The 15,662-nt window shown below is 67.1% G+C and carries 19 protein-coding genes; 5 read left to right on the top strand and 14 right to left on the bottom strand.

Features of this window, described 5'->3' with window-relative positions; genetic code table 11:
* Window positions 1-20 precede the first annotated feature (20 nt).
* The 3 genes from C667_RS03030 to C667_RS03020 form a co-directional block, all read right to left on the bottom strand.
* Entirely contained in the window at window positions 21-965 is a 945-nt protein-coding gene (locus tag C667_RS03030) for a type II toxin-antitoxin system HipA family toxin (protein WP_157302155.1), read from the bottom strand.
* Between the two features lie 70 nt (window positions 966-1,035).
* A complete protein-coding gene (locus C667_RS03025) occupies window positions 1,036-1,443 on the bottom strand; it encodes a type II toxin-antitoxin system VapC family toxin (RefSeq protein WP_004356789.1) in 408 nt (135 codons plus the stop codon).
* 17 nt (window positions 1,444-1,460) lie between these two features.
* Window positions 1,461-1,712: an antitoxin gene (locus C667_RS03020; protein WP_004356788.1), complete on the bottom strand. Its 252-nt coding sequence runs from the start codon at window positions 1,710-1,712 to the stop codon at window positions 1,461-1,463.
* Window positions 1,713-1,905: 193 nt separating this feature from the next.
* Here C667_RS03020 and C667_RS24280 point away from each other — a divergent pair, with 193 nt between their 5' ends.
* From C667_RS24280 to C667_RS03000, 5 genes are all read left to right on the top strand, one after another.
* A complete protein-coding gene (locus C667_RS24280) occupies window positions 1,906-2,256 on the top strand; it encodes a glycosyltransferase family 2 protein (protein WP_004356786.1) in 351 nt (116 codons plus the stop codon).
* Window positions 2,257-2,265: 9 nt separating this feature from the next.
* A complete protein-coding gene (locus C667_RS24275) occupies window positions 2,266-2,643 on the top strand; it encodes a hypothetical protein (protein ID WP_157302153.1) in 378 nt (125 codons plus the stop codon).
* Window positions 2,644-2,913: 270 nt separating this feature from the next.
* Window positions 2,914-3,984 carry a glycosyltransferase family 4 protein gene (locus C667_RS03010; RefSeq protein WP_157302151.1) on the top strand — a complete coding sequence of 357 codons (1,071 nt, stop codon included), beginning with the start codon at window positions 2,914-2,916 and terminating at the stop codon, window positions 3,982-3,984.
* Window positions 3,981-5,039, top strand: a complete 1,059-nt coding sequence (locus C667_RS03005; protein ID WP_004356780.1) for a glycosyltransferase family 4 protein — start codon at window positions 3,981-3,983, stop codon at window positions 5,037-5,039. The genes C667_RS03010 and C667_RS03005 overlap by 4 nt, the downstream gene beginning before the upstream one ends.
* Before the next feature lie 14 nt (window positions 5,040-5,053).
* Entirely contained in the window at window positions 5,054-6,295 is a 1,242-nt protein-coding gene (locus C667_RS03000) for an O-antigen ligase family protein (RefSeq protein ID WP_004356779.1), read from the top strand.
* Here the strand turns inward: C667_RS03000 and C667_RS02995 are convergent.
* The 11 genes from C667_RS02995 to cobC all read right to left on the bottom strand — a co-directional run bounded on the left by C667_RS02995 (window position 6,224) and on the right by cobC (window position 15,294).
* A complete protein-coding gene (locus C667_RS02995) occupies window positions 6,224-7,024 on the bottom strand; it encodes a glycosyltransferase family 2 protein (protein ID WP_004356777.1) in 801 nt (266 codons plus the stop codon). The genes C667_RS03000 and C667_RS02995 overlap by 72 nt on opposite strands.
* A 16-nt stretch (window positions 7,025-7,040) precedes the next feature.
* Window positions 7,041-8,117, bottom strand: coding sequence for a glycosyltransferase (locus C667_RS02990; RefSeq protein ID WP_004356775.1), 1,077 nt, complete (start codon window positions 8,115-8,117; stop codon window positions 7,041-7,043).
* Window positions 8,114-9,112, bottom strand: coding sequence for an ELM1/GtrOC1 family putative glycosyltransferase (locus C667_RS02985; RefSeq protein WP_157302149.1), 999 nt, complete (start codon window positions 9,110-9,112; stop codon window positions 8,114-8,116). Before C667_RS02985 ends, C667_RS02990 begins: the two co-directional genes overlap by 4 nt.
* Window positions 9,100-9,924: a polysaccharide deacetylase family protein gene (locus C667_RS02980; RefSeq protein ID WP_004356771.1), complete on the bottom strand. Its 825-nt coding sequence runs from the start codon at window positions 9,922-9,924 to the stop codon at window positions 9,100-9,102. Before C667_RS02980 ends, C667_RS02985 begins: the two co-directional genes overlap by 13 nt.
* Window positions 9,921-11,045, bottom strand: a complete 1,125-nt coding sequence (locus C667_RS02975) for a glycosyltransferase family 4 protein (RefSeq protein ID WP_004356770.1) — start codon at window positions 11,043-11,045, stop codon at window positions 9,921-9,923. The genes C667_RS02980 and C667_RS02975 overlap by 4 nt, the downstream gene beginning before the upstream one ends.
* 7 nt (window positions 11,046-11,052) lie before the next feature.
* Complete coding sequence (locus C667_RS02970) at window positions 11,053-11,373, bottom strand: type II toxin-antitoxin system YafQ family toxin (protein WP_004356768.1); 321 nt, start codon at window positions 11,371-11,373, stop codon at window positions 11,053-11,055.
* Complete coding sequence (locus C667_RS02965) at window positions 11,351-11,623, bottom strand: type II toxin-antitoxin system RelB/DinJ family antitoxin (RefSeq protein ID WP_157302147.1); 273 nt, start codon at window positions 11,621-11,623, stop codon at window positions 11,351-11,353. The genes C667_RS02970 and C667_RS02965 overlap by 23 nt, the downstream gene beginning before the upstream one ends.
* A gap of 87 nt (window positions 11,624-11,710) precedes the next feature.
* Window positions 11,711-12,304 carry a Uma2 family endonuclease gene (locus C667_RS02960; protein WP_004356764.1) on the bottom strand — a complete coding sequence of 198 codons (594 nt, stop codon included), beginning with the start codon at window positions 12,302-12,304 and terminating at the stop codon, window positions 11,711-11,713.
* A gap of 213 nt (window positions 12,305-12,517) precedes the next feature.
* The gene (locus tag C667_RS02955; protein ID WP_004356762.1) at window positions 12,518-13,420 is read right to left on the bottom strand and encodes a mitochondrial fission ELM1 family protein; all 903 of its coding nucleotides are present in this window, start codon (window positions 13,418-13,420) and stop codon (window positions 12,518-12,520) included.
* A 14-nt stretch (window positions 13,421-13,434) separates the two neighbouring features.
* The gene (locus C667_RS02950) at window positions 13,435-14,550 is read right to left on the bottom strand and encodes an ATP-binding protein (RefSeq protein ID WP_245538416.1); all 1,116 of its coding nucleotides are present in this window, start codon (window positions 14,548-14,550) and stop codon (window positions 13,435-13,437) included.
* 147 nt (window positions 14,551-14,697) lie between these two features.
* Window positions 14,698-15,294 (bottom strand): alpha-ribazole phosphatase family protein, encoded by a 597-nt coding sequence (cobC, locus tag C667_RS02945; protein ID WP_004356758.1) that lies wholly within the window; start codon window positions 15,292-15,294, stop codon window positions 14,698-14,700.
* Window positions 15,295-15,662 lie beyond the last annotated feature (368 nt).

The following is a 15,662-nucleotide window of genomic DNA, read 5'->3' as shown; positions in this document are numbered from 1 at the left end:
CAGGCGTGGGCAGACCCGCCTTACGGAAGCAGCTTCCGCAAGGCTGAAGTGGAGACATCGTCGATGTGCCGAAACGCCGGGGCGCTTTTGTCCTGCTCGGTCGCTGGCACGCCGGCCTCGGTGAGGTGACCGCGCCACTGGCGCACGACTCGCCAGACCTCGTCGATAAGTTTGCACGCGGCCGCCAGCGACAGCGTGAATCGTTCGTGCGCGGCAAGTGCGTTGTCGAGCGTCGCCAGCCGGCCTTGGGGGCCGACGCCCAGATGCAGGAAGCGTTCGCTGGCGTGGCTGGGGCGCGGCAGTACGTCGTAAAGCGGGCTGAGGCGCCAGCCGGACAGGCGCGGGTCCCACAGGAAGCCGTGGTTGCGGAGGTGGTCATCGTCATTGCTCACGAAGATGTTGAAGATCATGCGCTTGAACAACTCGACGGTGTCCTTGCGGATGACCGCGGGGTGGCAGTGGCGGCGCACGGCTTCCGCGAGGTCGGCGTACGACTTGGTGCGTGACTCGGATTCGTTGCAGCCCGCCAGGGTGAGGCCGCTGACGAAACCCTTGCGGTGCTCGGCAGACCCCTTGCCGGGGCCGGTCACAAGCAAATCTGCATCCGGGGCGGGTGTCGCGTCCGGTGCTGCCCAGTAGCGATCGAAGCGGCGGATGAGCATCACCCGCCGATCGCCCAGCATGACGGTGCGCGCCGGCGGCGTGGTCAGCCCGGCAAGGCGGGCCAGGTGAAGCGCGGCGCACTCGATGGCGGGGATGTCGAAGGCGTCGTGGTGGTTTGCGAACTTGGCCAGCCACACCACGCCGGCCTCGTCGCGGATCGATGCCTTGGGGCGCGCGCCGCCCAAGGCCGTGCCGTCGACAAAGATGGCTTCGAGGTTCGCGGGGATGGGGCCGACCTTCGTCGATGCGTTCGGTCGCCAGATCGAGGCGCACAGCGACGCGTATCTGGCGCTGGACGACATCGAGCACGGGCGGGGGCGGCGGGTGCCGTTGTGGATGTTTGGGTTCTTGTATTGAACACAGGTTTGCGCATCAGGGCGCGTCGATGGCCCATTCTTCCACCGCCAACCCCGGCACGCGCAAGAACTCGCGGGCATTGTTGGTGATGACGACGCTGTCTTCGGCCATGGCATGGGCTGCAATCATCAGGTCCATGCCGCCGATGGGCTTCCCTGCGCGCTCCAGGGCTGCACGGATTTGTGCGTAGTGGTGGGTTGCGTCCAGCGGCCAAGGTCGCACGTCGAATCCAGCCAGCCAGGCCTCGATGGCGGCGTGAAATCTCGGGGCTGCCAGCTTGATGGCGCCAAAGCGCAACTCGGCTGCAACGATCGCCGATAGCCACACCTGGTCGGGATTCAGGACGGCGAAGCGCTCGATCATGCTGGCCGGGTGTCGGCGCAAGATGTAACTGCAGATGTTCGTGTCCAGCGTGCGCAACATGGTAGCGGCTCGCCGTATCAGGACCAGTCGCGTTCTTGGGCGGGCTGGTCGTGACGTTCTGCGAGGAACTCTGCCGGCAGCGTGTCGTGACTCGCATAGAACTGCTGCAGCCACGCGCCCATGTCCTGCTCACGGGGCGTTTCGGGGTGCACCCATAAATCGTTGCCAATCTGCTCGATACGAACGGCCTTGGCCTGAAGGCGCAGTTTGGCGGGTAAGCGCAAAGCCTGGCTTCGCCCGCTCATGAAGATTCGTGCCGTGGTGCTCATGTTGGCGCTCCATGTTGTGATATTACGGCGCAGTATTACACTCCCTTTGTGGTCGGGCAAATTGCCGTGCTGGAGCGGCTATACTTCTGCCCGCTGTCCAGTCGGTTCGTCCTGTGCAATCTCGACGGGCTGCCTAGTTTATTGAGGGATGGCGCATGCCATCTCCGGTTCTGGAACGAATAAGCCAACCCCAATGGATCTGCCCTCCCGCCCGCTTGTGACACTTGCCCTGATGGCCTACAACCAGGAGCAGATGATCGAGGGTGCCGTCGGGGGTGCCCTGGCACAGACGTATTCGCCGCTCGAGATCCTGATCTCGGACGACTGCTCGACTGACCGGGCCTTCGAGTGCGCAGCTGCGGCGGTCGACGACTATGAAGGGCCGCACCAGCTCAGACTGAACAGGAATCCGCACAACCTGGGTCTCATCGGTCACGTCAACGCGCTGTTCGAAATGGCTCGAGGCGAGATAGTCGTACTTGCGGCGGGCGATGACGTTTCTCTGCCGGAGAGAGTCGTGCGCATCGTCGAAGCCTTCCGGTGAGATTCCGCGGTGATGATGGTGCATTCGGATGTCGTCAAACTGAACCGGGACGGTCACGAGCTTGGCGTCTGGCAGCCGCCGATCGCGGGCAAGGCTGACGATCTCCTGGCGATTGCGGGTGGCTTCGGTATCCATATCGGCGCGACCGGGGCGTACCGGCGGGCGGTGTTCGAGCGCTTCGGGCCGCTCGTCGAACGAGAGGCGTACGAGGATCTGGTGCTCGGTTTCCGCGCTCGGCTGCTGGGCAAGCTGGCCTACATCGAGTCGCCCCTGGTGCGGTACAGGATCGATACCGGTTTGAGCCGAAAGCAGAAGCCGCTCGAGAGGGCTGACCGGACGAAGAACCGGATTCGCTCGCTCGAGCTGAAGCGGGCGGTGTATCGGTAACGGCTCGCCGACTATCGCGCGTTTGTGGACTCGGCGCCGGAGGTGGTCGCGGCGATCGAAGCGGGTGTTCGTGATGCCGAGGATCGGCTGAGCTTCCATGAAGGACGGCTATGGTCTCGAATCCAGGCCCGTTCTTGTTTGCCTGCTGCGGTTGTGGACGAGATCCGACGGATGTTGGTCGTTGATCTCAAAAGTCTCGTGCGGCGTCTGTTCAAGCGTGCGGAGGCTCGTGGCTGAGAGAGCCGCAATTGAAATTAGGGAACATTGATCGTGCACATCTTGAATTCCGTCTACGGTGACTCGACGGGCGGACGCTGGAGCGCCACGCTGAAGACCGGGGAGTTGCTCACGCAGCGCGGGCATCGGGTGACCCTGCTGATTGCGCCCGAGGACGCCGGCAAGGTTCCGGACTACGCGGGCACCAACATCGACGTGGTGACCCTGAGGAATTCCGGCCACTACGACCTGATTGCGAGCTGGAGGGCGCGGCGGTTGATCCGCGCGCGGAAGATCGACGCCGTCATCGCACACAGTGGTCGTGCCATCCATATGCTCAAGCGTGCCGTGCCGACTGGCGTGCCGGTCATTGCCTTCAACCACAGCCACAACATCAAGCGCACGCTGAAGGCCGACGCTTTCTTCTGCATCACGCCCTACATGAAGCAGATCGTCGATGCCGCGACCGGCGCGACCAAGCCGGCCTACGTGATCAGTAATGCGGTGAACGTGCCGCCAGACGAATTGCTTGTGCGGCCCGAGAACCCCGTGTTCACCGTTGGCGCGATGGCGCGCATGGCGCCGAACAAGGGGGTTTCCGATCTCGTCGAGGCACTGGGGCTGTTGAGTCGCGAGGGGGTCGCGTTCCGTGCCGTCATTGCTGGCGACGGTGAGGTGCGGGCGCAGCTGGAGGCGCGTGTCGCAGAGTTGGGGCTGCAGGACAGGGTGAGTTTTCCGGGCTGGCTTCGGGCGGAGCAGAAGCAGGCGTTCTTCCGTGATGCGGACGTGATCTGTTTCACCTCCGAATGGGACGTTCAGCCGCTGGTGATCCTCGAGTCTTTTGCGTGGGGCAGAGCGTTGATCGGCACCGACATCGATGGGCCGTCTAGCTGTTACGAAGATGCCAAGACGGCACTGGTCGTTCCGCCGAATGATCCTTTTGCGCTGGCCGTGGCGCTGCGGCGGCTGCATGATGACCCGGTGCTGCGGAGTACGCTTGCGACAAACGCGCGACGGCAAGCGCGTGGGGCATATGCTGACGAGGTGATCGCCGAGTTGCTGGATTCCCATGTTTCCGATCTGGTAGCCCGCGCTCGCGGGGGCGAGGCAAGGAGGGGCGCTTGAGGATCGTCAATGCGGTTTACGGGGACTCGACGGGCGGACGCTGGGCGGCCACCATCAAGACCGCCCGCCTGCTGGCGGGCCGCGGCCATGAGGTGATCCTGCTGATCGATCCCTGCGATCAGGACAAGGTGCCCGACTTCGGCGCGGAGCGCATCGAGGTCGTCACCCTGCGCAATTCCGGGCATTACGACCTGCTCGCGAGCGTCAAGGCGGCGCGTCTGCTGCGGCAGCGTGCCGTGGATGCGGTGATCGCCCACAGCGGCCGCGCCGTGCATCTGCTGAAACGTGCTGCGCCAGCGCAGGTGCCGGTGATCGCCTTCAACCACAGCCACAACATCAAGCGCACGCTGAAGGCCGACGCCTTCTTCTGCATCACGCCTTACATGAAACAGATCGTCGATGCAGCGACCGGCGGGACGAAGCCGGCCCATGTGATCAGCAATGCGGTGAGCGTTCCGGCGGAGTCGGAGCTGCGGCGTGAAGGAGATGGCAGGTTCTCGATCGGGGCGATATCCCGGCTGGTGGAAGGAAAGGGGCTCGACACGCTGGTTGCCGCGCTCGCCTTGCTCGCCCGGCGCGGCATCGATTTCAGGGCGACGATTGCCGGGGATGGTGAATTGCGCCCGGCGCTGGAGAGGCTAGTCGAGGAAGCGCTACTTGCGGATCGCGTTGAAGTCCCGGGCTGGCTGGACGAGGCCGGGAAGGCTGCGTTCTACCGTAGTGTGGACGTCGTCTGCTATACCTCGGGTCGCGACGTGCAGCCTCTGACCGTGCTCGAGGCCTTCGGCTGGGGCAAGGCCCTTGTCGGCACCGACGTCCTCGGCGGCTCTAGCTGTTACGTGAATGAGGAGACTGCGTTGGTGACTCGCGTAGGCGATCCCGAGCAGTTGGCGGATGCGCTGGAACGTTTGAGCAGGGATGCGGACATGCGAGCTCGTCTGGGCCGGAATGCGCGGGAGCAGGCAGTGCTCTGCTACGCGGACGAGGTGGTGGCGGAGATGCTGGATACGCGCATCCGGGAGTTGGTGGCTGAACGCGGGGGGCATCGGGGATGAGTGCGAGCGCTTCGATGTCCGTGCCTGTCGCCACTGTGGCAGTGACCTCCCGGCTCCGCACCTGGCAGATGCACCTGCTGGCCGCGGGCGTGCTGTTCTGCTTCTTCATGATTCCCGCGCCGGGTGCGTATGGTGTCCCTGTCGCTTGGCTGCTCAGTGTTGGCCTCGCGCTTAACTTGGGCGGATGGCGCCCATTCTTCAACCAGTATCGGATGGCCGTATGGGCGATGCTTGCGCTGATCGTCATCAACGCGATTGCCGCCCGTGTGTCTGGGCGTGCCCTGTCGGGCGGTTACGAGTTGCTGCGTAGCATGTCGCTGATGATCCCCGCGGTGCTGCTCGTGATGCAGGTGGAGCGCAGGCAGGTACTCGGCTGGATGAAGGCGTTTGCGGTAATGGCGACGCTGGCGAGCGGGGCTCTGTATTTCTGGTATTTCAGTCAGCGCTCGGTCATGTACGAGATCTACCGCTGGGCTGACGTGCATTTCGGCAACGTCCACAACCTGATCAACGTTTCCGCGCTGTCGGTGCTGTGCCTGGTAGTGATTCTGATGCTCGAGCGGGGGTGGTTGCAGCGTCTTGTCTGCGGTGCGCTGTTGTTGTTCGCCTTGTGGTTCCAGTGGGTCCTGAAATCGGAAGGAACGCTGCTGGCTTTTGCTCTGTGCGCGCTCGGCTGGGCTGCCGTGCGCTACGGTGGTGTGGTGCGTGCGTTTGCCGTGGCGGGCCTGGTGCTTGGGGTGGGCGGCTATGTCGTGCAGATGCTCTGGCCCGATGCAGTCCAGGCTGCGCTGGGGATCCGGTTGGGCGGTTTCGAGATCCGCTCGGTGATCAATGCCCGCGTGCTCGAATTGATCGGCCAGCAGCCGTGGTTCGGGTATGGCATGAACAATTTCAAGGGCCTGCCTCAGGCGGCCATCGATGGCACGGCTTTCCTGTATCCGCACCAAATCTACCTGGAAGCCCTGTTCTCTTTTGGTCTTGTGGGGATGGCCGTCTTCATGGTGATGCTCTTCGGCGTCTTCCGTCACTGCAGTCGTACCGCCGTCCTGAGCGACCCGTTGGCGATGCTGGGCTTTCTGGGTGCGGTGTACATGGCCGGGAAAGGGCTCACCGACATGAAGCTGATCGATCTGCAGCCGCTCGGCGTCTTCATGATCGCCGCCGCATTCATGGCTCGAGCCGATTCACGAGGCTGTTGCTCCGAGCAGGCACAGTCCGGATTCGTCGGGATGCGGGCCGTATCGACGGATACGTGAATCGAGCCCACCGAACAACACCTTCGACCCATACCGCCAAGGGTGCCGTAGCAGATGCCGCCACATCAGGCGGGGATAGAGCTTGATCAGCATCGCGATCGTCAGCGCCTTGGTGGGCGAGGTGCCGACGGTCGGCCCCTTGTGCTTGCGGTACTCCAGGATGACCTCGGGCAGGAACTCGCCACGAAAGCCGCGCGACCACAGGCGCAGGTAGAGCTCCCAGTCCTCGCGCAGCATGCGGAAGCCGTCGTCGTAGCCGCCGGCATCGATGATGACCCGCTTGCGCAGCAGTGTGGTGGCGCAGACGAAGTTCGCCTTGGCGAGCTTGCGTGCATCGAAGGGGCTTGAGGCGAAGAGGCCGGTCTTGACGCCAAAGTACTGCATCTGGCCGTAGACGTAGCCGACCTCGGGCGGCGCTGCGCGCAGCCGGGCGAGCATGTGCTCCAAGGCGGTGGGCACAAGGCGGTCGTCCGCGTCGAGGAACATCACGAACTCGCCGCGCGCGAGGCTTAGCGCATTGTTGCGTGCGATGCAGACGCCCGAGTTCTTCTGGGTGAGGAGGGTGATCGGGTAGCGGCTGGCGATGTCGAGGCTGTCGTCGGTCGAGCCGTCGTCGATGAAGAGGATCTCGCGGTCTTGCCACGTCTGCGCCAGCGCGGACTCGATGGCCTCGCCGAGGAAGCGTCCGTAGTTGTAGTTGGTGATGATGATCGAGACGAGCGGTTGCATGGCGTGGCGTGCTTGGTCAGAGGTCGAGCAGGTCGCGCAGCACGGTGGCGATGGCGCGGTTCGAGTAATGGGTTTCGTAGCTGGCGCGTGCAGCCTGGCCGAGTGTGGGCAACTGCTCGTGCCGCCGATGCAGCCGGGCGACCGCCGCGCAGATGCTCTCCGCCTCCCCCGGCCGCGCCCACACCAGCCCCTGCGCTTCATCCGCCCGCAAGGCCGGCAGAAAGGCCGGCGTCGCTGAGGTGAGCACCGCGCGCCCGATGGCCAGTCCCTGGTACACCTTGTTCGGGATCACCCGCAGCGCCTTGTCGCTGGTGCCGAAGATGCCGAGGATGGCGTCGGCGCTGGCGAGCCGGCCGGGGAGTTCGGGCAGCGGGCCCCAGCCTTCGAAGCTGACGCGGCTGGGGCCGCTGGCGCCGACGAGCCGGGCGAGCAGGCGTTCGCATTCGGCCTTCATCGGGCCTTCGCCGATCAGGCGCCAGTGGGTGGGTGGCCCGTCGTACTGCAGGATGGCGCGGGCCAGCACGTCGACGCCCTGCAGGCCGATGAAGGTACCGAAGAAGGCGAGCTCGAGCGGTGCGTCAGCGGGCTTCTGCGGCCAGGGCTGGGGGGTGAAGAGCGCTTCTTCAGCGCCGACCGGGATCACGCGGATGCGTTCGCGCGGCACGCCGTGGGTGGCGTGGAAGTAGTCGGCGTGGCCTTCGGTGTCGGCGATCAGCCAGTCGGGCAGCTTGAAGAGGCGCGACTCCCAGGCGAGCAGCTTGTGCGCCTGGGCGCTGCCGGCGGCGAACTTGTGCTTCTCGTTCACCTGTTTGTCGTAGGCGCTGATCAGCGGGTCGAAGACCAGCGGCAGGCGCTGGCGGCGTGCGTAGCGCGCGGCAGCGGCGAGGTCGCGCTGGCGGAAGCAGGGTACCCAGACGAGGTCGGGGCGGGCGCCGCGGCGTAGCGCGTACTCGAGGTCGGCGGTGGCCGACAGCGTGGGCAGGAAGCGGTCGACTTCGCAGCCGAGCTCGCGCAGCACCGATTCGATGACGCGGTTGCGCGGGTAGTCGGGGCCGTAGTTGCCGTAGCGGCCCCAGATCAGCACCTTCTTCATGGGGCTTTCGGCTCCAGCAGCGCGAGGACGACGTCGGCGATCTCGCCCTGCACGTCGGGCACGGCCGCGCGGCGGGCGGGGAGCGCGACATCGGCGAGGCCCGCGATCGGCTGGCGCAGCAGCAGGCCGCGTTGCGCGTAGGCCTGCAGCGCGGCGCCGTCGTTGGCATTGGGCTGGGCGAGGGCAGGCGAGACCGATACCACCGGCCGGCCGGAGTAGAGGCTCTCGGCAACCATGCTGAGGCTGTCCTCGGTCACGACGATGGCCTGCGCCGCGCCGAGGAAGTCGCGCATGACCTTGCGGGGCGCCTGCGACCACCACACCGCGTCGGCGATCAGCTCGGCGGGGAGGCTGTCGCGCAGCCAGGCTTCGGCGGTGGCGCCGGTGCGGCGCGAGGTGGTGAGCAGCAGGCGGCCGCCCTCGCGCCGGGCGAGTGCGGCCAGCCCCGCGCCGAAGGCGCGCCAGTCGGCTTCCTTGAAGACGTAGCCGGCGCCGTCGCCGCCGACCAGCACGGCGATGCGCTTCTCTCCTTCCGGCGGCAGCGGCAGCGGCCGGGCGAGCTCGCCCGGCACCGGCGGCAACGGCAGCACGTGGTTGCAGGCCACGTCGAGCGGCACCACGGTGAACACGCGGTCGAAGGCGGCCGGGTCGTAGCCCTTGAGGGTGCCGCTGTAGACGTTCGCCACGCGGTGCAGCCGGGCGAGCAGGGCGTTGGCGAGCAGGGTGTTGGCCCCGGAGGAGACGATCAGCGCGGGCTGGCCCGGCGGCGGGGCGGCGCCGTAGATGCGCCGGAACCAGCCCGCCGCGTCGCGGATGTGCGGCAGCGCGAGCCGGCCGAGGCGCTTCCACAGCGTGCTGCGGATCTTCAGCTCGACCGTGCTGACCTCCACGGGGCGCCGGGTGGCGAGTGAGTCGATGATGCCGCGGCTCTGACTGAGGTGGCCGGGCGCGCCGTCGCTGAGCAGCCAGACGGTGAGCGGCTTCACTTCTTCCACCCCCGCTTCCCCCCGCGCATCCGCATCACAAAGGCCAGCATGTTGTCCTTGCCGCTGACCTTGATGCGCTTGAGCTGCAGCGGATCGGGGCACGGCGTGCGCGTGTCGATGCCGTCGAGGGTCGTCACCGCGGTCGTGTAGCCGGCCTCGCGCGCGAGCGCGACGTCCTCTTCGCCGTAGATGCCGAAGGGGTAGGCGAAGCTCGTCACCGCCTGCCCGGTCTGCGCCTGCAGCAGGCGGCGGGATTCGGCCAACTCGCGGCGCTTGTCGTCCGTGGCCGTGGTGCGCAGGTTGATGTGGGTGAGCGTGTGCGAGCCGATCTCGATGCGGCCGCTGGCGACCAGGCGCTGCAGTTCCTCATCGCTGAGCTTGGGTTCGCGTGCAAGCTCCCCGGTGTTGTGATGCGCCTTCTTGGCGGTGGACCAGTCGCGCTCGTGGCGGTCGACGACCATGTAGATCGTGGCCCTGGCGTCGTATTTCTCCAGCAGCGGCAGGGCGTTGTGCAGGTTGTCGGCGTAGCCGTCGTCGAAGGTGAGGGCGACGCTCTTCGCGGGCAGGGTGTCCCACTGCTCCCACAGCTCGCTGACGGTGAAGAACTGCCAGCCCTCCCGCTGCAGCCAGGCGAGTTGGGCTTCGAAATGTTCGGGCGTCACGCGCAGGCCGTTGAACTTCGCGCCCGGGCGGTGCGGACTGACCATGTGGTACATCAGCACGCGCGGATGGCGCGGGTCGACCTGCCGCCGCCACCAGGCGTAGCGGTTGGAGAACCAGCCGGCGATGAGCACTGCGCCGAGGACGAGCCACAGGGTCATGCGAGCACTCCGTACACCGCCAGCGTCTGCGCCTGCATGCGTTCGAGCAGGAAGCGCGTGTTGAACTCCACCACAGGCGTCCGCCCGGCGATCACGTCCTGCGCCCGCTCCGTGGCCGCTGCGACATCCCCCTTCCCCACCGCCCCATGCGGAAACAGCTCCCCCAGAATCTCCGCCACCCCCCCGTGCGCATACCCCACCACCGGCCGCCCCATCGCCAGCGGTTCCAGCACGGTACGCCCGAACGACTCCGGCGTGCTCGACAGGCTCAGCACGCAATCCGACACCGCATAGATCTCGCGCACGTCACTGCGATGCCCGGTAAACACGATGCGCTCGCCCAGCCCTTCCGCCTGCACGCGCTCACGGATCTCCTTCGCGTAGCCCGGCCGCTTGGGGTCTTCGCCGCCGACGATCAGCCCCGCCACGTCCAGCCCTTCGCCAACCAGCCGGGCAACGAGGCTGATGAAGTCGTGATGCCCCTTGAGCCGCGTCAGCCGCCCCGGCAGCGTCAGCACCTTGCGCTCGGCGATCTGCGGAAACTCGGCATGGAAGCGCGCCAGCCACTCATCCGACGGTTGATAGTCGCGCGGAAACTCCGCCGGGTCGATGCCGCGCGGGATCACCGTGATGCGCTCGTCCGCCAGGTGCGGCCAGCGCCCCGGCGGGTAGTGCGTGCGGAGGTAGTCGCGCACCGTGTCGCTGACCGCGATCACGCGCTCGCCGGCGCACATGATGGCGCTGTAGCGGCTCACCGAGTGCATGCCGTGCACGGTGGTGACGAAGTGCGGCCGGGCGTGGGCCGGCATGCCGCGCCAGGCGAGCCAGGCCACCCAGGCGGGCAGTCGGGAGCGGGCATGGATGATATCGAAGCGCTCGGCCTCGAAGAGCGTGCGCAGCGCGCGATATTGCAGGAAGGTGGTCGGCGACTTGCGTCCGAGGTCGCGCGCGAGGTGGCGCGAGCCTTCGTGCTGCAACTGCTCGACCATGCGCCCGCCCTTGGACAGCACCACCGATTCGTGCCCGGCCGCGACCAGCGCGCGCGCGATCTCGAGCGTGCCGCGCTCGACGCCGCCGCCGTCTAGCGCGGGGAGGAGTTGCAGGACCTTGAGGGCTTTCATTCGTGCCTCATCCCTCGAAGAGATCCGCATGGGTGCCCGCCCGGACGAAGGTAATCTGTCGGTCGTCGGCGCTGTAGATGAGCAGAAAATCGCCGCCGACGTGGCATTCGCGGTGATCGGCCCACTCGCCCTTGAGCGCGTGGTCGAACCACTCCGGGCCGAGCGGGGCGTCGTTGGCGATGAGCAGCAGCATGACTTCCTTGAGCCGCTTCAGGTCGAAGCGGCCGGAACGGCTCAGGCGTTCCCAGTCCTTGTGGAAGCCCTTGCTGAAATCCGCGGCGCGCGGCAGCGCTGCCCGCTTGGCCTCAGCGGGTTTTTTCGAGCGCATCGAGCAGGGCGTCGGCCGATTCGAAGCGTGCCTGGCGCGCCTTCATCATGGCGCGCGCCTCTTCCATGGCGGCGCGCGTTTCGGCGTTGGGGACCTTGAGCTCGAGCGGGAAGGCCTGGTCGTTGACGACGCGCTTGAGGAAGATGCGCACGGCGTCCGACATCGACAGGCCCATGGCGGCCAGCGCCTCGGTGGCCTGGGTCTTGGTTTCGTCGTCGACGCGGATGTGGAGCATTGAACTCTGTGCCATGGCTTCCTCGCTTGCTGAGCGCGGATTATGTATCGCATATGAGATGCGATCAAGCCGCAGGGTTCCGTACCGGGAGGCTGCGCTGGATCAGTACTCCGGCTTCGGCAGACGAGTCACGAGCGCGTCCCAGGCGATCGACACGCCTGGCAGCACGCCGATCGGGGTTTCGTCCTTCAGTTCGTAGATCTCCGGGCGACCGTACTGGCCGTTTTCGAGCACGTAGACCGTAAGCGTGCGGTCGCCAGGATGCACCAGCCAGTACTCGCGCACCCCGGCGCGCTCGTAGGTGCGGCGCTTGGCGATCTGGTCGTGGGCGGCGGTGCTGGGCGAGAGCACCTCGAGCACCCAGTCGGGCGCGCCGCGCACGCCGCGGCGGTCGACCTTGCCGGGGTCGCATACCACGAGGACATCGGGCTGGACCACGGTGTCGATGGCGGCGTCGGCTTCGTCCGTGCGCGGCAGGCGGACGTCGACCGGCGCGATGTAGGGGCGGCAGGGCTGGCCGTCGAGCTGGTCGGCGAGCTGGCGAAACACCTCGCCGGCGACCTCCTGATGCTCGACCAGCGGCGCCGGTGGCATGAGAAAGGCTTCGCCGTCGATCAGCTCGTAGCGCGCGTCGTCCGGCCAAGTCAGATAGTCGGCGTAGGTGTAGTGCTTTTCCTTGCGCAGTGCGACACCCATGGCGGTGCTCCGATCCGGTTCGGGGGATGGCGGTATTGTAGGTCGGCGGCGGGCCCGGAGCCCTGGAGAGGCGATGGGTTTCTGTAGGAGCGCCGGCAGGCGCGAATGCGGCAGTCGGGCTTCTTCCCCCGCGCCGTGCACCGCAAGGCGGCTTTCGCGCCTGCCGGCGCTCCTACAGGAAACCGTCGCGGTGCATGGGACTCGAAATTGTGCTCACGCTCCGAACTGCGCCAGCACCGCCTCGGCCACGCGGTCGGCTTCGGCCAGGCGCTCGGGGGGCGTGCTCAGGCGGCCGGTGCGCTGCCAATCGGCGAACGGGGTGACGAAGCCCTCGCGCTGCAGCTCGGCCACGCCGGCGGTGATGCGCGTCTCGCCCAGGCGCGGCACGGCGAGCAGGCCGGTGGCGGCGCCGGCGGTGAGGCTCTCGTAGACCATCGACACGCTGTCCTCGGTCACCCAGGCCTGCGCACTGCGCGCCACCTGTTCCATCGCCCAGCCGGGCGCGGTGTCGCGTACCGGGCGCACGTCGACGCCGCGTTCGCGCAGGGCCAGCAGCGCCGATTCGGTGTCGGCCGGGGTGCGGCGCGAGGTGGTCAGCGTCCATCGCATCGCGGGCGTGGCGGTGAGGATGGCGTCGATCTGGGCGAGCAGGGCGGGCCTGTCCCAGCCGTGGTGCTTCGATGGGCCGCCGATCAGGAACAGGCCCTTGCCGGCCTCGCGCTCGGCGCTGGGGCGGGCGGTGTTGAGCACGCCGCGGGTGGCGACGACGTTTGGTCGGACGGGTGGATTGTCGTGCTGCGGGATCACGCACAGGTCGAACCAGCCCAGCGGCAGGCTGGGCCGCATCAGCGCGATGAGCTTGCCGCCGCGCGCGCGTCGTGTGGCGAGGCCAGCCAGATGGGTGCGATGGCCGGCGACGAGGATCAGGTCCGGATCCGGCAGCGCGGCGCCGGGCGGGAAGCGGCCAGTAAGCCAGTGCCCGAAGGCCGCCAGGCCGGCCGGCGTGTCGATCCAGTGCGTCTCGACCGTCGTGCGCGCTGCCAGCGCCTGCGCCAGCCCCTGCAGCTGGCTGCGGTGGCCGGGCTTGTTGTCGGTGATGAGCCAGAGGGTGGTCATGGGCGAGGCGCCTGTCATCGGTTGGGTGCCGGTCGGCCAGCGAATGCCTGCCAGCCGAGGGCGAGACAGGCCTGGCGTTCATATTCCCCCTCGCCCCCGTAGATGATCCACGGTGCCAGCGGGCTGCCGCTCAGCTTCTGCCACTTCAAGGCGGAAGCCGGCCAGTCGCTGGCGAAGGTGTGGCCCGACTTGATCTCGACCGCCTGCAAGCCATCGCGCGTCTCGAGCAGAAGGTCGACCTCATGCCCCACGTTGTCGCGCCAGAAATAGAGGTCGGCGGGGCGGCCAGCATTGAGCTGTTGCTTGACGAATTCGGAGACGACCCATGTCTCGAACAGCGCGCCGCGCATGGCGTGGGTGGCGATCGTCTCGGCGTCGCGGATGCCGAGCAGCCAGCACATCAGGCCGACGTCGAGGAAGTAGAGCTTGGGTGTCTTGACCAGGCGTTTGCCGAAGTTCTCGAAATAGGGCGGGATGCGGACCACGAGATAGCTGGCCTCGAGCACGGACAGCCACTCGCGGGCAGTGACCGAAGTGATGCCGCAGTCGGCGCCGAGCGCGCTCAGATTCAGCAGCTGGCCGGAGCGCGCGGCACACATGCGGACGAAGCGCTGGAACTGGGTGAGATCTCGCACCGCGATCAGTTGGCGGACGTCGCGCTCAAGATAGGTGGCGACGTAGTTGGCGAACCAGTCCTCCGGGTTCCGGTCTCGGTCGTACAGGGCGGGGTAGCCCCCCTGGAACAACATGTCGTCGAGGCGCGCGGGCATACGATCTGCCGCAGCCAGCTCCTGCGTGGAGAGCGCGAGCAACTCGACCCGGCCCACCCGGCCCGCGAGCGATTGTGTCATGCCCGAGACCCGTTCGAATTGCTGTGAGCCGGTGAGCACGAAGTCGCCCATGCGCTTGCGTGCGTCGACGATGCCCTGCAGCCACGACAAGAGCTGGGGGGAGCGCTGGACCTCATCGAGAATGGCGCCGTCCTCGAAGCGAGCGAGAAAGCGCCTGGGGTCGGATTCGGCGAATTCACGTTCTTCGGGGTTCTCGAGCGAGACATAAGCTTTGTCGGCAAAGGTTTGCTGGGCGAGCGTGGTCTTGCCGGCCTGCCGTGGGCCGGTAATGGCGATCACGGGGAAGCCACGGGCCAGGCGTTGCAGGGTCGAGAGCGCCGATCGTGGGATCATCTTGCAAATTTAAAGTTAAAGTTTAGATTTGTAAGATAGGTGTTGTGTGCGAATGTCGCAAGCTGGAAGTGCCGCCTCGCTGCGAGCGACGCTTCAGCGGTTGAACCACTTCAGCACCACCCCCCAGCTCTCCACGTCGATCCGCGTCACCTGCCCGCAGCCGAAGTCCAGCCCCAGCCAGCGCTCCGGCGGCATGCCGAGGAGGTGGCCGGCGATGGCGCGCAGCGGGCCGCCGTGGGCGACGACGACGAGGTGCTCCGGGTGGCGAAATAGGGGACAGACCCCAATTTCAGATGAAATCGGGGTCTGTCCCCTATTTCCCTGCTCCGCGAGCCACGCCAGCACGCGTGCCGCCATCTCGCGCGGCGATTCGCCGCCCGGCGCCCGGAACCCCAGCGGATCGGCAGCCCAGTCGTCGATGGCGGCGCCGATGTCGTCGAAGCTGCGCCCCTCCCAGTCGCCGAAGTGGATCTCCTTGAGTCTGTCGTCGAGGCGCGGCTTGCCCAGTGCCTCGGCGAGCAGGCGCGCGCGCGAGAGAGGGCTGGCGTGCAGGGCGAACGATTCCGGCAGCAGCGGCCGCAGGCGGTCTGCCACCGTGGCGGGGCATTCGGCCAGGCCGACGTCCGTCTGGCCGTAGCAGATGCCGGGCGCGACGTCGGGACGGGGGTGGCGGATGAGGTGCAGTTCCATGGCTTTGAAGGCAGCAGGCGGAGAGATCAGGCCGTGCCCCGATGATGCCACGCCGCGACCTGGCGTACCGCAGGCGCGAATGCAGCCGTCGGATCGTGCCAATGCGCCGAACGCCGCGCCGCCGTGTTCGCGGCTGCCGCCGCTCCTACAGGGGCTGCGGGTGCTTGGCGGTTTGTGTAGGAGCGCCGGCAGGCGCGAATGCAGCCGTCGGATCGTGCCAATGCGCCGAACGCCGCGCCGCCGTGTTCGCGGCTGCCGCCGTTGCTAAAGGGGCTGCGGGTGCGTGGCGGTTTGTGTAGGAGCGCCGGCAGGCGCGAATGCAGCCGTCGGATCGTGCCAATGCGCCGAACGCCGCGCCGCCGTGTTCG

It is taken from the genome of Thauera phenylacetica B4P, from assembly GCF_000310225.1.
GTDB classification, from domain to species: domain Bacteria; phylum Pseudomonadota; class Gammaproteobacteria; order Burkholderiales; family Rhodocyclaceae; genus Thauera; species Thauera phenylacetica.
The sequence above is the reverse complement of the archived record's forward strand: the minus strand, read 5'-3'. Positions and strand labels throughout refer to the sequence as shown.

Excerpts from the sequence above, each read along its gene's own strand:
- C667_RS03030 (WP_157302155.1), bottom strand. The coding sequence starts at position 965 with ATGTCGTCCAGCGCCAGATACGCGTCGCTGTGCGCCTCGATCTGGCGA.
- C667_RS03025 (WP_004356789.1), bottom strand. The coding sequence starts at position 1,443 with ATGTTGCGCACGCTGGACACGAACATCTGCAGTTACATCTTGCGCCGA.
- C667_RS24280 (WP_004356786.1), top strand. The coding sequence starts at position 1,906 with ATGGATCTGCCCTCCCGCCCGCTTGTGACACTTGCCCTGATGGCCTAC.
- C667_RS02980 (WP_004356771.1), bottom strand. The coding sequence starts at position 9,924 with ATGACCCTGTGGCTCGTCCTCGGCGCAGTGCTCATCGCCGGCTGGTTC.
- C667_RS02955 (WP_004356762.1), bottom strand. The coding sequence starts at position 13,420 with ATGACCACCCTCTGGCTCATCACCGACAACAAGCCCGGCCACCGCAGC.
- C667_RS02990 (WP_004356775.1), bottom strand. The coding sequence starts at position 8,117 with ATGAAGAAGGTGCTGATCTGGGGCCGCTACGGCAACTACGGCCCCGAC.
- C667_RS02995 (WP_004356777.1), bottom strand. The coding sequence starts at position 7,024 with ATGCAACCGCTCGTCTCGATCATCATCACCAACTACAACTACGGACGC.
- C667_RS03020 (WP_004356788.1), bottom strand. The coding sequence starts at position 1,712 with ATGAGCACCACGGCACGAATCTTCATGAGCGGGCGAAGCCAGGCTTTG.
- C667_RS02965 (WP_157302147.1), bottom strand. The coding sequence starts at position 11,623 with ATGGCACAGAGTTCAATGCTCCACATCCGCGTCGACGACGAAACCAAG.
- C667_RS02975 (WP_004356770.1), bottom strand. The coding sequence starts at position 11,045 with ATGAAAGCCCTCAAGGTCCTGCAACTCCTCCCCGCGCTAGACGGCGGC.
- cobC (WP_004356758.1), bottom strand. The coding sequence starts at position 15,294 with ATGGAACTGCACCTCATCCGCCACCCCCGTCCCGACGTCGCGCCCGGC.
- C667_RS02960 (WP_004356764.1), bottom strand. The coding sequence starts at position 12,304 with ATGGGTGTCGCACTGCGCAAGGAAAAGCACTACACCTACGCCGACTAT.
- C667_RS02970 (WP_004356768.1), bottom strand. The coding sequence starts at position 11,373 with ATGCGCTCGAAAAAACCCGCTGAGGCCAAGCGGGCAGCGCTGCCGCGC.
- C667_RS03000 (WP_004356779.1), top strand. The coding sequence starts at position 5,054 with ATGTCCGTGCCTGTCGCCACTGTGGCAGTGACCTCCCGGCTCCGCACC.